This is a genomic window from Gordonia sp. PP30 (assembly GCF_023100845.1).
GTDB lineage: Bacteria > Actinomycetota > Actinomycetes > Mycobacteriales > Mycobacteriaceae > Gordonia.
Genome location: NZ_CP095864.1, coordinates 3,203,750 through 3,218,313 on the forward strand (window position 1 = coordinate 3,203,750; position 14,564 = coordinate 3,218,313).

Below are 14,564 nucleotides of genomic sequence, written 5' to 3' on the forward strand. Positions count from 1 at the left end.
GGCCTTGAACCGGAGGTGAGTGTCGCCGAATCGTCCGTGCCCCTGTCCCTTCTCGACCTGGCGCAAGTCGGTCCCGGCGAGACCGTCGCCGCCTCGCTGCGGCACTCGGAAGACCTCGCGCGGCTCGCCGACGACTCGGGTTACCGGCGGCTCTGGTACGCCGAGCACCACAACATGGCGGCCATCGCCTCGTCGGCCCCGGCCGTGCTGATCGCCCATATGGCCGCGATCACGACCCGCATCCGGCTGGGCGCGGGCGGCGTGATGCTGCCCAATCATTCGCCGCTGACCATCGCCGAACAGTTCGGCACCCTCGCCGAGCTGTATCCGGGGCGCATCGACCTGGGACTCGGCCGCGCGCCCGGCGGCGACCGCGCCACCTTCGCGGCCCTGCGCCGCGACCCGGCGGCGGCCGAGTCGTTCCCGCGGGACGTCGTGGAACTGCAGCGCTATCTGCGCGGAGTGCCGCAGGAGTCCGGCGTGGTCGCGACGCCGGGTGCCGGCACCGACGTGCCGCTGTACATCCTGGGTTCCTCGCTCTTCGGTGCCCAGCTCGCCGCCTACCTCGGCCTGCCGTACGCCTTCGCCTCGCATTTCGCCCCGGCCGCGCTGGAGCAGGCGATCGCGCTGTACCGCACCGAGTTCCGGCCCGCCCCCACCCTCGACGGCGGGGAGACCGAGCCGTATCTGATCGTCGCCGCGGGCGTGATCGCCGACGACGACGAGGCGGTCGCGCTCGAACAGGCGCACGTCACCAAGCGACAGCGCGCGAAGCACCTGTTCGCCCGGGGCCGCCGGCTGACCGACGCCGAAGCCGACGACCTGCTCGCCGGTCCGGTCGGCCGCCAGGTCGAGGAGATGATGCACCACGCGGCGGTGGGCACCCCCGCCCGCGTCCGCGCGCAGATCGCCGACTTCGCGTCGGCCACCGGCGCCGACGAGGTGATGCTCGCGCCGATGGCCCCGGACCGCCGCGTCTGGCTCGGGACCGCCACCCACCTGGCACCGTAGCGACTCTGAGACCCTGTCGTCCGCCGGCCGAGCCCCGCCGACTCCGCTCAGGTACCACCAGCGAAACGTTGGGAGACTGCTGAAGAATCCGGTTGTTTGCCGCTGCCAGCCGGCCCCGCCGGCGGGTGAGCATTTCGACGGAGCTCACTATGAACTCCGCGAGGAGCCGTGTCGAAACCCATCCTCATTGGCCACAAGTCGTTGTGTCCCAGCGCATGTCGCGGCGTTCGACACGGAACTCCGTTAGATGTACTTCCCCGTGAGGTTGTGAACGCGGGCTGAGGGGACGAGGCCGCCGATCCCGGTGTGGGGTCGGTGGTGATTGTAGTGGTGCAGCCAGTGCTGGTAGGCCGCTACGCGTTCGGTGTCACTGGTGTACGGGGCGGCGTAGGCCCATTCGGCGGCCAGCGTCCGGTTGAAGCGTTCGACTTTCCCGTTGGTCTGGGGCCGGTACGGCCTGGTCCGCTTGTGCTTGATACTCGGGCCCAGGGCCGCGGCGAACACACGCGAGCGGTAGCAGGATCCGTTATCGGTCATCACCGCGGTCACGGTGACTCCGATCTCGGCGAAGAACGCGTTGGCCCGTTCCCAGAACCCTGCCGCGGTCTCCTTGCGTTCGTCATCGAGGATCTCCGAATACGCCACGCGCGAGTGGTCATCGACAGCGTGGTGCAGGTACCGGTAGCCCCGCGATCCTGCTGCGCCGCCGCGGGCAGCCTGGTCACGGTGCCGCCCGGCTCTGAGGTCCTGGGCCGAGCCGCGTCCATGGACCCGCCATCCGCCGCCGTCAGGGATTCGGCCGAGTTTCTTGATGTCGACATGGACCAGCCGGCCGGGACGGTCGACTTCGTACCTCTTGGGCGCGGGCCGGCGCACCGGCAGCCCGGTGGCCTGGTCCAGGTGCGCCAGCGGCGGCATCCGGTACCGAGTCAGGACCCTGCCCACGGTCGAACGCGGAAGCCGCAGGTGGTAGGCGATGCGGTGTGGTCCCCAGCGGCGAGTGAACCGCAGACCGATGATCCGCCGCTCGGTGCGCCGGTTCAGACGCGTCGGACAGGTCTGGGGACGGGAACTACGGTCGGTCAACTCCTGACCGGCGCGGTACCGGTCGGCCCATCGCTTGGCCGTGGCCAGGGAAACCTGGAACCGCTGCGCTGCCCGCCGCAGCGGCCAACCGTCCTCGACGATCAGCACCGCCAGGCGTCGTCTGCCCTCCGGCGTCAAGGGTGCGTTAGCGTGGACCATGAAGACCTCCGTGGCTTGATGTCAGTGTGGTAACCCACATCCTGCCCGGAGGTCTTCACTTCACCTCAGATGTTCACAACGTGTCGGGGAAGTACAGTTAGATGAGTGATTCCCGGTGTCGGTGATGGACGTGGCGGCGTTCGCGGGTAGTGGCAGTGCTCGGGGGACCGCTGCTGGTGTGCCGGGTCGCTACCGGTAATCGTGTACGCCCTGGCGGCCTGGCCACCGTGGTGGTGGTCAGGCGGCCAGGTGCTGTTCTAGGAGGCGTTCGACGCCGGAGCCGGTGGTGTCCGCGCGTGCGGGTGCGACGGGCATGTCGGGGCGAGGAGCCTCGACGCCAAGCCCTCCGGCCCGCTCGCTGGTCTCGCCGAGCCGGTGGTTCACGGTCGGTGGTGGGGAGCGGTCTTCGGCCGGGAGGTCTGGGCCGGTGCGGAGTTTGTCGGGGTGGAACAGTGGGTTGATGATCCACGGCCCGGCGCGTCCGGCGGGCCGCCAGCCGACGCGGCCTTTGTCGGGGCCGTCGGTGAGGACGATCGATTCCCAGGTTCCGGGTTGTTTGCCGTTCCACCGGTTGTGTGTCCCGCAGGCCCCGCCGAGGTGATCGGCGTCGGTGGGACCGCCGTCTTGCCAGTCGGGCATGTGGTGCATCTCGCACTGGGTGAACGGGCGGGTACAGCCCGGCGCGGTACAGCCGCGGTCGCGGGCGAACAACGCCAAGCGTTGCGCGCGCGACGCGAGGCGGTGGGCGCGGCCGAGGTAGAGGGGCTGCCCGGTGGCCTTGGCGAAGACCGCGAGGTAGGGGACGGCGTCGGCGGCGATCGTCACCAGGTCCGAGACGGGGATGCGGGTGCCGGTGGTGGTCCAGGCGATCCCGGCGTGGCGGGCGAGGTCCTCATCGGTGACGGTGACCACGATCTGATTGCGCAGACTCTCTGGGCGCGCATGGGTGTTCTGGGCATTGACCCAGACGAGTAGTGCCAGGAGAGCGTCGTGCTGGCGCCGCCCCAGCAGCCGGTCATCGCGCTCGGCCGCGGCAGCCAGGACCGCGGGGTCGAGACCGGGCTGATCGGCCGCCCCGTGCGGGGAGTCCGGATCATCCGGGTTGTTCATGCCGGGAGCGGCCCACTGGACGAACACGACCTCGAACTCCGCCCGCAACTGCGGCGTCATCCGGGCCTGGACCGCGCTCATGAGTTGCCGGTCCTGGGCGGACAGCCGGAACTTCGCTTGCCGCTGCCGGTCTTTGTCGTCGGCGAGGGTGCCGTCGGGGTCGAGGTGGGCCAGGATCCGGTTCCCGACGATCGTCACTCCGGACGGATTGAGCCGCCGGGCGGCGTCAGCGAGCATGGCCTCAGCCTTCACCCGTGCCTCCGGATCGACCGAGGACGGGATCTTGTCCATCACCTCCTCGATCACCCACACATGCGTCTCACCGATCGCACCCTCGGCCACCGCGGCCGCGGTCGCCGGGAACTTCGGATCCAGACGCTCGCCGGTCATCGCCGTGAACCGGCCGATCGAGGCCGCCACCACCCGGCGCCGCCGGGACTCGCCCTCCCCGATACGCAGGCCCTGCGTCAGCAACTGGTGCATGGTGTTGTATCCGGCGCGCCGGCAGGCACCGCGGTCGGAGATCTCCACGAACACGGCTGCGTCGACCCCGACACCTTTCCGGCGGGCCTGCTCCCGCGACTCCAACAGATCCAGCAACCCATCCTCGGACAGCGCAGCCAGCGGCGCGTCCGCGAGAGATTCTTCGGCGGCATCGATCACCGCGACCAACTCGGCGGGAGACAGGCCGGCCACACGACCGCGGGCGTCGAACACGTCATCGTCACTCATCACGGACCCCCTTTGCCGGCCGACGGTAGATGGTTCTTCCCCTACCCCCAGAATACGCACACCGAGATGTGTATGCAACAGTGGCATAGAACTTGCATTCGAGTAGATCGGTTGCAGGTGTCCTGCCCTCCTGGCCCGGGTGAGCGTCACAATCATCGTCGCCAAAGGAGACACCGGCAGCGCCGTCGAAGCCGAGCCGACCGAGGCTGGCGTCACCCGGCTCAGACCGACCCGCACGGGCGAGAAGCAGCGTCCCCATCTCCGCTAGCACTCCGTTCCGCCGGACCGGGCTGCTGTAGGCAATCGCAACCATTGATCAGCAGTCTCCGAGCCGAGTCCAAGCCACCCGTCGTCAGGCGACCTCGGCGATCACCGTGCACGACCCCGGCGTCACCTCCGTGTACCCGGCATCGCGCACGGCGATCGCGGTCCCGGCCTCCTCGGCGGCCAGCAGTTCGGCCCAGCGTGCCCGCGTCGCCTGCCGCACCGCGAGCGGGCAACCGTCGTCGTACCACCCGGCGAGCCGGTCCCGAGCTAGGAGCGGGGCGCCCAGCATCGAGGCGTGCGAGACCTGCGCGGCGAGCTTGCCGACGGTCATCGGCAGATCCGGAGCCACCCAGAGACCGAGGGTGCCCGGCGCCGGCCGCTCGGTGGACAGGTCGCCCGGCACCTCGGTGCCGCCGATCTGCAGCTTCGCGATGCGGCGGTCCGTGGCGCCGACCGGTCCGGGTACACAGGCCCGCGCCTGGGCACCGCCGGCGTCGACGGTGATCCCCGGGACCTGGTCCACCGCCGCCCACGACGCTCCACGTGCCCGCCGGGCGATCTTCCGGATCCGGCCCGCGCACCACGCGTCGAAGGCGTCCGCCCACTCCCCGCCCGCGGCGGCCCGCGGATCCAGACAGGCCAGCACCGTCGCCCGCGCCGCGGCCTCCAGCACCGCCGCCCGGGGCGGTGGATCGGCCTTCGGGAGATGCAGCACCAGCGGCATCGCGAGGACGGCCGCGGGATCGTCGGGGTCGGCGCGCCGCGGCGTGTAGCCGGTCAGTCGGGACAGATTCTCGGTGAGTGCCATCGGGCACCACGGTAGCCGAGCGCCTACCCGGGTACTATCCGGTGAAAATCGGACTTTCTGACAGGAGTGCCATGGCGGGGGGACCGGTCCGGCGCCGACGATTCGCCCGGACAGCGGCGCTCGCGATGAGCGTCGTGCTCGCCGCCGGGATCGCGGGGTGCACGCCGGAGACGGGCGGGCGGGCCGTACCGGTACCGTCGACCGCCCGGGCCGCCCCTTCCGGGCCGGTGCGGCTCGGCTCCAATGTGCCGATGACCAGACTGGCCCCGGGCCAGCGGCCGCCCCAGTTCGTCCTGTTCTCGTTCGACGGCGTCGGCGTCGGCCCCAACTGGAATCTGTTCCTCGACACCGCGAAGGCGACGGACGCGCGGTTCTCCGCGCTGATGACCGGGCTCTACTTCCTCACCGACGCCGCCCGCAAGAAGTATCGGGGCCCGGGCCACCGGCCCGGCGAGTCGGCCATCAATTTCGGCGGCTCCAAGGCCGAGGTGATCGAAGAGATCGAGTATCTGAACAAGACCTGGTACGCCGGCCACGAGATGGGCACGCACTTCGTCGGGCATTTCTGCCGGGGTACCTCCTACCCCGGCGCGCAGTGGACCACCGCCGACTGGAATCACGAACTCGACCAGTTCTTCTCGCTGATGGTGAACTGGCGCAAGAACACCGGGATCACCACCGGCCCCGACCTCGCCTTCGGCCCGGACGTCGTCAAGGGCGGACGCACCCAGTGTCTGGAGGGCAGCCAGGAGGCGCTGTTCCCGGCGCTGATCGCGCACGGCATGATCTGGGATTCGTCGATGGCGGCCCGGCAGCCGGGCATCTTCTGGCCGGAGAAGACCCGCGGCATCTGGGAGTTCCCGATCCCCTACGTGTACTCCCCCGCCCTCAAACGGCGCCAGACCGCACTCGACTTCAACTACTGGTACACGTACAACGGGGCGCGGAACCGTCCGAAGGATGCCCCCAGGATCCGCCGCATCGTGCGCGAAAGCTACGAGTACATGTACCGGCGCGCGTTCGACGGGAACCGTGCCCCGCTGGTGATCGCCAACCACTTCAACCAGTGGAGCGGGAACGCCTTCAACCCGGCCACCGCCGACTTCATGCGCGAGACCTGCGGCCGGCCGGAGACGATCTGCGCCACCTACTCCGACGTCATCGAGTGGATGGAGTTGCAGGACCCGCAGGTGCTGCGCGGCTGGCAGGGGCTCCCACCCGTCGCGGTGGACGCCCACCGCTGAGGGCGGCCGACCCGGCTCAGGCGTCGAGCGGTACCCGCCGAACCACGCCGTCGACCGCGTCGGCGGCCTCCACCTCGTCGCGGGTCACGCCGAGCATGTAGAGCACCGCATCCAGGAACGGGTGATCGAGGGTCGCATCGGCGACCTCGCGGAGGGCCGGCTTGGCGTTGAACGCGATGCCCAGGCCGGCGGCCGACAGCATGTCGATGTCGTTGGCGCCGTCGCCGACGGCCACCGTCTGCTCCATCGGCACCCCGCGCTCGGCGGCGAAGGCCGCCAGTGCGCGCGCCTTGCCCGCGCGGTCGACCACCTCGCCGATCACCTTGCCGGTGAGCTTGCCATCGACGATCTCCAGGGTGTTCGCGCGAACGAAGTCCAGGCGGAGTTCACTCGCGAGCGGCTCGATCACCTGGCGGAATCCGCCGGACACCACGCCACAGTGGTAGCCGAGCCGGTGCAGGGTGCGGATCGTCGTCCGGGCGCCCGGGGTCAGTTCGATCGACTCCGCGACCCGGTCGATCACACTCGCGTCGAGACCTTCGAGGGCCTTGACCCGCTGATGCAGCGACTGCGCGAAGTCGAGCTCACCGCGCATGGCGGCCTCGGTGACCGCGGCGACCTCCGCCTCCCGGCCGGCCTCGGCGGCGAGCATCTCGATCACCTCGCCCTGAATCAGGGTGGAGTCGACGTCGAACACGATCACCCGCTTGGCCCGGCGCGCCAGGCCGCTGCGCTCGACGGACAGGTCGATCGGGTAGCGGGCGGCGACCGCGCCGAGCCGCTGCTTCAGCGCCGCGCCCGAGGCGTCGCCCTTTCCGGCGGTGACCATCAGTTCCAGACCGGTCAGCGGATAGTCCGCGATGCCGCGGATCGAATCGATGTTGGCACCCTGTCCGGCCAGCTCGGTCGCCACCGCCGCGAACGCCTCCGCCGACACGGGACTGCCGAGGATCACCACGGCGTGCGTCGAGGCCGCGTGCGGCGAATCGTCCTCGTCGTCGGAGAAGACGACGTCCATGTCACGCGCCGACATGCAGGCGGTGACGGCGTCCTTCAGCTCGTCGGACGATCCGGTCACCGAGACCAGCACCCCGAGGGTGAGGTGCTCGTGGATCACCACCTGCTCGACGTCGAGCAGGTCCACCCCGCACCCGGCGAGCACCGTCATCAACGACGACGTGACGCCGGGCTTGTCGGGACCGCTGACGGTGATGAGGACCGGCTGCCCCGGCGTCGCATTCTCCACCCCGCAATTATGGGCCCTGCGCGCCGGCGGGTCCGCATCGGGCTCACCGCACGTGAGCGAGACCACGGAGACGAAAAGACCAGGTCCGCCCGAGGAGGATTCGGGCGGACCTGGTCGTTGTCGTGCGGTGCGGCGGACCGCTCAGTGCGCGTCGGGCTGGTGCTTGTCGCTGCCCCAGCCGACGTGGGCCTCGGCGCGCATGCGCTCGACCATGTGCGGATAGTGCAGCTCGAACGCCGGACGCTCGGAGCGGATGCGCGGCAGCTCGGTGAAGTTGTGCCGCGGCGGCGGGCAGCTGGTGGCCCACTCGAGCGAGTTGCCGAAGCCCCACGGATCGTCGACCGTGACGACCTCGCCGTAGCGGTAGCTCTTGAACACGTTCCACAGGAACGGGAACATCGAGATACCCAGGATGAACGCACCCAGCGTCGACACCATGTTGAGCGTGGTGAAGCCGTCGCTCGGGAGGTAGTCGGCGTAGCGGCGCGGCATGCCCTCGTTACCCAGCCAGTGCTGCACCAGGAAGGTGGTGTGGAAGCCGATGAAGGTCAGCCAGAAGTGCCACTTGCCGAGCGTCTCGTCGAGCATACGACCGGTCATCTTCGGGAACCAGAAGTAGATGCCCGACAGAGTCGCGAACACGATGGTGCCGAAGAGCACGTAGTGGAAGTGCGCGACCACGAAGTAGGTGTCCGAAACGTGGAAGTCCAGCGGGGGGCTGGCGAGCAGAACTCCGGTGAGGCCACCGAAGAGGAAAGTCACGATGAAGCCGATCGCGAAGAGCATCGGCGTCTCGAAGGTCATCCGCCCCTTCCACATGGTGCCGATCCAGTTGAAGAACTTCACACCGGTCGGGACCGCGATGAGGAAGGTCATGAACGAGAAGAACGGCAGCAGGACGGCGCCGGTGACGTACATGTGGTGCGCCCAGACGGCCACCGACAGGGCAGCGATCGCCAGGGTGGCGTAGACCAGGCCCGAGTAGCCGAACAGCGGCTTGCGGGCGAACACCGGGAAGACCTCGGAGACGATGCCGAAGAACGGCAGCGCGATGATGTAGACCTCGGGGTGGCCGAAGAACCAGAACAGGTGCTGCCACAGGATCACGCCGCCGTTGGCCGGGTCGTAGATGTGGGCGCCGAACTGGCGGTCCACCTCCAGCGCCAGCAGAGCCGCGGTGAGCAGCGGGAAGATCAGCAGGATCAGGACGCTGGTGACCAGGATGTTCCAGGTGAAGATCGGCATGCGGAACATGGTCATGCCGGGCGCGCGCAGGCACACCACGGTGGTGATCATGTTGACGGCGCCGAGGATGGTGCCCAGGCCGGCGACGCCCAGACCCATGATCCACAGGTCGGCGCCGATGCCCGGCGCGTGCACGGCGTCGGTCAGCGGGGTGTAGGCGGTCCAGCCGAAGTCGGCCGCGCCACCCGGGGTGAGGAACCCGCCGAGCGCCACCAGGTTGCCGAACAGGAAGAGCCAGAAGCCCATCGAGTTCAGGCGCGGGAACGCGACGTCGGGGGCGCCGATCTGCAGCGGCAGCACGAAGTTCGCGAAACCGATGACGATCGGCGTCGCGAACATCAGCAGCATCACGGTGCCGTGCATGGTGAAGAGCTGGTTGAACTGCTCGTTCGAGAGGAACTGCAGGCCGGGGTGAGCGAGCTCGGCGCGCATCAGGAGGGCCATCAGACCGCCCACCAGGAAGAACGCGAACGACGCCACCATGTACATCTGACCGATCAGCTTGTGATCGGTCGTGGTGATCATCTTGTAAAAGAACGCACCCTTTTTCTGGTAGCGCTCCGGGTACGGACGAACCGGTGTCACCTCGGTCGTCGGCTGGTCTAGCGCGGTCACAGATCCTCCTCCTGGGTGCCGCCGGGGCACCTGGACTCTCGCCATTCGCAGCGCACGGCGACGCCGTACGACGCCAACGCTGTACACCGATCGTAAACCAGAGTGGGGCCGCCCACCGCGCGGGTCCTACGATCTGTCGTATTCGATTCTCTCCGACCCGGGTTTCCGCAGGTCGCGACCGGCGCGGGCGGGACGCGCGGGGCCCGGAGCCGGGGGGTCGTTCTGCTAGCGTAGGCCCGTGTTCACTGACTTCCCGATCTCTCCGGCGCGCCGCCGGATCGTCGCCGCGGCCGTCACCGTCGCTCTCGCCGCCGGGCTGACCGCCTGCGGCAACGAGGACGACACGCTCCGCACCCCGGACGGCAAGGAGATCTCGACGGTCACCACCCGGATCGCGCGCGTCAACATCGTCAACGCCGGCCGCGACTTCGCGCAGACCTGCCTGGCGCCGACCGCCGCCGATCCCGGCCACAGCGACGTCTCCCGGATCGTCGTCACCGACCCGGCACTGCTCGACGCGGTCTGCGCGCTCGGCATCGGCCCCAAGGTCCGCGCGGTGACCGCCGGCGCCGGGTCCGTTCCCGCCTACCTCGGCCCGGCCCTGGGCGCCGTCCCCACCATCGGCGACCGCCCGTCGCGGGACGCGGTGGCGACCGCCGCCCCGCAGCTGGTGCTGACCACCGCGTCGACCGCGTCGGACGTGGAGGCGATGCGCGCGACCGGCGCCCTCGGCGCCGCGCGGGTGGTGACCATCGCCCCCGGTGATTGGCGGAGCGTCTTCACCGCGGTGGCCGGCGCTCTCGGCCGGTCGCGGGCCGGCGCGGACCGCCTCGACGAGTTCGACACCGAGGCGACTCGTGTCGGCCGGGTGCAGGACGCCGCGCACAGCCAGGTGTCGCTGGTCCGGTTCACCCCGGACGCCGAGCTACTGGAGGGCACCGGCAACTTCGCCGCCCAGATCCTGGCCCAGATCGGCGTGCAGCGGCCCGCGCCGCAGCGCGGTCCCGATCCGGTGACCGTGACCGACGCCAACTTCACCGACGCCGACGCCGACCTCATCTATGTGAGTGCGGACGGCCCGAAGGGTCTCGAGCGCGGCACCAAGGTCCTGCAGAGCGACCGGTGGCAGGAGATGGGCGCCCCGAGCTGGTCGCGTGTGCTCTGGGTCGACGACCAGGTCTGGTACGCGTCGTCCGGCCTCGCCGCCGCCTGGCTGGTCCTCAACGACGTCAAGAGCTCGCTGAACGGCAGCTCGGCCGGCGAGTAGGCCGTGGACGACGGCCCTCGCACCGCACACCGCCGGCTGGGCCTGCGGGCGCTGTGGCGCCCGGGACTGGGGCTGACCCTGTGGCCGGAAGTGCCCGAGCCGGTCGCCGCGGACGACTCGCGGCCGCTCGGCGAGATCGTCGATCTCCCCGAATCCGTGCACGATCTGCTGGCCCGGCGGCGGCTTCGGCACACCGTCGACCACACCGGTCCCGGCGGCGCACGCACACTGCGGCGCGCGGTGGCGCTCGGCGTGCCGACCGCCATCGAGCTGCTCGACCGATGCGCCTACCTCGACGTCGGCGGCGACCTGGCGTTCTATCGGCATCTGCTCGCCGGCGCGCGGGCGCTGCGGGACGCCGGAGCGGTGGCACCCGGCGTCGCGGCCGCCGGCGACGAGCAGGTGCTGGCCTGGCGGCCGCTGCCGGTTCCGGCGTGGCAGGGCTGGCAGACGGTGATCACCGCGAGTGCGCCGCCGGCGCTGATGTCCGGCGGCGGCACCGATGGACTGATCGACTTCGTCAACGAGGTGGTCGACGCCGAATGCCGCCGCACGCTGGCCGCCGAACACGGCCGATCCCGGATCGGGGTGATCGACGAGCTCACCGCCCCGGTGCCCGCGCCGGTGTCGCCGCACGGCGCGGCGACGGCGGCGGCCGCCTGGCAGAGCTGGCTCGGCACCGGCCGCCCGGACGGGCCCTCGCTGGTGCTGCGCCTGCACGAGCCCGAAGAACCCGACGACGACCTCGGTCTCCCGGGCGCGGCGGCGAGCCCGGACCGCTGGCGGCTGCAGGTGTGCCGCCGGCTGCCCACCGGCGAGGTGGATCTGGTGGTACCGCACCGGCTGGGTGCGCACGATCTCGACGCGCTGACCACCGAACTCGCGACCGCGGTCGCCGCCTACGGCGAACTGTCCCGCGCCGAGACCGATCCGCACACCCTCGACTTCCTGCTCACCACCGATCAGGTGGCGGCCTTCTTCGCCGGCGGGGCGGCGGCGATCGGCGAGGCCGGGATCAGCGTCCTCCTCCCCCGCACCGTCGCCGTCGTCAGCCCGACGATCGCGCTGCGCGGCGGCGCGGTGCCCGGCGGCGGGGCGCGCCCCGGTCTGGTCGGACTCGACCAGATCGCCGATTTCGAGTGGCGACTCGCGCTCGGCGACGGCAGCGCGGCACTGAGTCAGGACGACCTGAACGAGCTCGCCCGCCAGCACGGCGACCTGGTGCGGGTGCGCGGCCGGTGGGTCCGCGCCGAGGGTGCCGCGCTGAGCCGGGCGGCGGCCTTCCTGACCGCGCGGAACGCCGTCCGCGATACCGCGCCGCTCGGACTGACCGAGCTGATGGGCCTGGTCACCTCCACCGACGACCGCCTCCCGGTGCCGGTGTCCTCCGTCGAAGGTCTCGGCTGGCTCGACGACATCGCCGCCGGCGGCGCACTCACGCCCGAGCCGGTGACTCCACCCGAGACACTGACCGCCACCCTGCGGCCGTATCAGCGGCGCGGGCTGGACTGGTTGCACGCCCTGAGCCGGATCGGCGCGGGCGGCGTGCTCGCCGACGACATGGGGCTCGGCAAGACGGTGCAGGTAATCGCCCTGATCACGAGCCGCCGGGCCGCGGTGTCATCCACCCCGCCCGTCGAGCTCGTCGAAACGTCGCCGCCCGCCCTCGTGGTGTGCCCGATGTCGGTGATCGGGAACTGGCAGCGCGAGCTCGAACGGTTCGCCCCCGGACTGCGGGTCGTGATCCATCACGGGCCCGGCCGCGACACCGCCCGATTGCCCGCCGCCGCCCCGGACGTGGTGGTCACCACCTTCGCCACCCTCACCCGGGACCGGGCTGCGATGACGGCGCTCGACTGGGATCTGCTGGTGGTCGATGAGGCCCAGCACGTCAAGAACGTCCGGACGGCGGCCGCGAAGGCCCTTCGCGCGCTGCCGGTCCGGCGTCGTATCGCGCTCACCGGCACCCCGGTGGAGAACCGGCTCGAAGACCTCCGCGCGGTGATCGATCTGGTGAACCCCGGGCTCCTCGGGTCGGCGTCATCGTTCCGGGCCCGCTTCGCCGAACCCATCGAGCGCGACCGCGATCCGGAGGCACTGGCCCGGCTGAACGCGCTGACCCGGCCGTTCGTGCTCCGCCGGCTCAAGACCGATCCAGCCGTCGCCGCCGACCTGCCGGAGAAGTCCGAGCTGACCGTGCGCACCAATCTGACCTCCGAGCAGGCCGGGCTCTATCAGGCGATCCTCGACGATCTGCACGACGCGCTCTCCGAACGCCGGCCCGGGATGGTGCGCCGCCGCACCGTGCTCGCGGCGCTGACCAGGCTCAAACAGGTCTGCAATCACCCGGCGCACTACCTCGGCGACGGCTCGCCGATGCTGCGCCGCGGCAAGCACCGCTCGGGCAAGGTGGAACTGCTCACCGACATCACCACCACCCTGGTCGACGAGGGCGACCGCGCACTGATCTTCACCCAGTTCGCCGCCTTCGCCGAACTGCTCAGCGAATGGCTCGCCCCGATCCTCGGCCGGGACGTCCCGGTGCTGCACGGCGGCCTGCCGCGCGCCGAGCGCGATGCCCTGGTCACCGGTTTCGGCGCCGACGACGGCCCGCCGGTGCTGATCGCCACCCTCAAGGCCGGCGGCACCGGACTGAATCTGGTGGCTGCCAATCACGTGATCCACGCCGATCGCTGGTGGAATCCGGCGGTCGAGGAGCAGGCGACCGACCGCGCCTACCGGATCGGCCAGACCCGCGCGGTGCAGGTTCGCAAGTTCGTCTGCGTCGGCACGCTCGAGGAGCGGATCGACGAGTTGATCGCGGCCAAGCGCGAGCTGTCGTCGCTGACGGTGAGCACCGGGGAGACCTGGCTGGGCGACCTGGGCGACGACGCCCTGTTCGACCTGCTGGCCCTGCGCGCCGAGGCGGTGGGCGAGTGATGGCACAGCGTAAACGGGCCCGCGGACCGGTCCGCGGCTACGGCATCACGGCGTGGGGCCGGTCGTTCGCGGAGGTCGTCGAGTCCGGCGCCGATCACCGGCACGTGACCGGTGCGCGCCGCTACTTCCGCGATCACCACGTCGACGGGCTGGACATATCGCCGGGCCGGATCACCGCGGCGGTGCGCGGCAGCCAGCTCGATCCGTTCGAGGTGGTGCTGACCACCCGCACCGTCGACCCGGCGACCGTGGTGTCGCTGCTGCGCCGGGCCGGGCAGATCGAGGCGCTGCTGGCCTTGGCCCGCGGTGAACAGCCCGAGGCCCTGCGCGAGCTGATCGCGCCGACCGAGTCGGCGGACGTCGCCTCGGCCTGCACCTGCCCGGACGATGCCCCGCGCTGCATCCACGTGCTGGCGACCGCCTTCGAGGTCGCCGATCGGATCGACCGGCAGCCGGCCACCCTGCTGCGGGTGATGGGCACCGACCTTCCCGATCTGCTGGCCCTCGCCCAGGACCGCTCCGACTCGGCCGCGACGGACTCACCGGATGACGTCGAGACCACCCCGGGCCGGTCGCCCTTCGACGACGCGTCGTCGCACGCCCCGGCGAGCGAGTTCAGGACCCGCGAAGCCGAGACCACCGTGTTCTACGGCGACCACGCTCCCCTGCCCGCCATCCCGACGGTCCCGCGCGCCGACGCCCTCACCGAACTCGACGCGACCGCCCTGCGGGCGGCCTTGCGCGCCTCCGGTGTCGGCGCCACCCAGCTCGCCGAGGCCCTCGACGACCTCGCCGAGCTCTACGCGGTCCTGCGCGACCACCACTGATCCGGGC

The 14,564-nt window shown here is 70.8% G+C and carries 10 protein-coding genes; 5 read left to right on the top strand and 5 right to left on the bottom strand.

The window, feature by feature from the left end:
• Nucleotides 1-36: 36 nt before the first annotated feature.
• Entirely contained in the window at nucleotides 37-1,011 is a 975-nt protein-coding gene (locus MYK68_RS14790; RefSeq protein WP_247864441.1) for an LLM class flavin-dependent oxidoreductase, read from the top strand.
• A gap of 243 nt (nucleotides 1,012-1,254) precedes the next feature.
• On the opposite strand, the gene MYK68_RS14795 is transcribed toward MYK68_RS14790, so the two are convergent.
• From MYK68_RS14795 to MYK68_RS14805, 3 genes are all read right to left on the bottom strand, one after another.
• Nucleotides 1,255-2,256, bottom strand: coding sequence for an IS481 family transposase (locus MYK68_RS14795; RefSeq protein ID WP_247864444.1), 1,002 nt, complete (start codon nucleotides 2,254-2,256; stop codon nucleotides 1,255-1,257).
• A gap of 237 nt (nucleotides 2,257-2,493) precedes the next feature.
• Nucleotides 2,494-4,098 (bottom strand): HNH endonuclease signature motif containing protein, encoded by a 1,605-nt coding sequence (locus tag MYK68_RS14800; protein WP_247864445.1) that lies wholly within the window; start codon nucleotides 4,096-4,098, stop codon nucleotides 2,494-2,496.
• 352 nt (nucleotides 4,099-4,450) lie between these two features.
• Nucleotides 4,451-5,173, bottom strand: a complete 723-nt coding sequence (locus tag MYK68_RS14805; RefSeq protein WP_247864446.1) for a peptidyl-tRNA hydrolase — start codon at nucleotides 5,171-5,173, stop codon at nucleotides 4,451-4,453.
• 71 nt (nucleotides 5,174-5,244) lie between these two features.
• Between MYK68_RS14805 and MYK68_RS14810 the strand changes: the two genes are divergently transcribed.
• Nucleotides 5,245-6,417 (top strand): polysaccharide deacetylase family protein, encoded by a 1,173-nt coding sequence (locus MYK68_RS14810; RefSeq protein WP_247864447.1) that lies wholly within the window; start codon nucleotides 5,245-5,247, stop codon nucleotides 6,415-6,417.
• A gap of 16 nt (nucleotides 6,418-6,433) precedes the next feature.
• On the opposite strand, the gene serB is transcribed toward MYK68_RS14810, so the two are convergent.
• Entirely contained in the window at nucleotides 6,434-7,663 is a 1,230-nt protein-coding gene (gene serB / locus MYK68_RS14815) for a phosphoserine phosphatase SerB (protein ID WP_247864449.1), read from the bottom strand.
• A gap of 141 nt (nucleotides 7,664-7,804) precedes the next feature.
• Nucleotides 7,805-9,523 carry an aa3-type cytochrome oxidase subunit I gene (gene ctaD, locus MYK68_RS14820; RefSeq protein ID WP_247864450.1) on the bottom strand — a complete coding sequence of 573 codons (1,719 nt, stop codon included), beginning with the start codon at nucleotides 9,521-9,523 and terminating at the stop codon, nucleotides 7,805-7,807.
• 238 nt (nucleotides 9,524-9,761) lie between these two features.
• Between ctaD and MYK68_RS14825 the strand changes: the two genes are divergently transcribed.
• The 3 genes from MYK68_RS14825 to MYK68_RS14835 are packed head-to-tail and all read left to right on the top strand — an operon-like array spanning nucleotide 9,762 to nucleotide 14,557.
• On the top strand, nucleotides 9,762-10,790 hold the full coding sequence (locus tag MYK68_RS14825; RefSeq protein ID WP_247864451.1) for a TroA family protein: 1,029 nt from the start codon (nucleotides 9,762-9,764) through the stop codon (nucleotides 10,788-10,790).
• A 3-nt stretch (nucleotides 10,791-10,793) separates the two neighbouring features.
• Entirely contained in the window at nucleotides 10,794-13,730 is a 2,937-nt protein-coding gene (locus MYK68_RS14830) for a DEAD/DEAH box helicase (RefSeq protein ID WP_247864453.1), read from the top strand.
• Nucleotides 13,730-14,557 (top strand): SWIM zinc finger family protein, encoded by an 828-nt coding sequence (locus MYK68_RS14835; protein ID WP_247864455.1) that lies wholly within the window; start codon nucleotides 13,730-13,732, stop codon nucleotides 14,555-14,557. Before MYK68_RS14830 ends, MYK68_RS14835 begins: the two co-directional genes overlap by 1 nt.
• Nucleotides 14,558-14,564 lie beyond the last annotated feature (7 nt).

Bases quoted from the DNA above. Each gene is read 5' to 3' on its own strand.
- MYK68_RS14835 (WP_247864455.1), top strand. From the start codon at position 13,730: ATGGCACAGCGTAAACGGGCCCGCGGACCGGTCCGCGGCTACGGCATC.
- MYK68_RS14805 (WP_247864446.1), bottom strand. From the start codon at position 5,173: ATGGCACTCACCGAGAATCTGTCCCGACTGACCGGCTACACGCCGCGG.
- MYK68_RS14800 (WP_247864445.1), bottom strand. From the start codon at position 4,098: ATGAGTGACGATGACGTGTTCGACGCCCGCGGTCGTGTGGCCGGCCTG.
- MYK68_RS14795 (WP_247864444.1), bottom strand. From the start codon at position 2,256: ATGGTCCACGCTAACGCACCCTTGACGCCGGAGGGCAGACGACGCCTG.
- MYK68_RS14810 (WP_247864447.1), top strand. From the start codon at position 5,245: ATGGCGGGGGGACCGGTCCGGCGCCGACGATTCGCCCGGACAGCGGCG.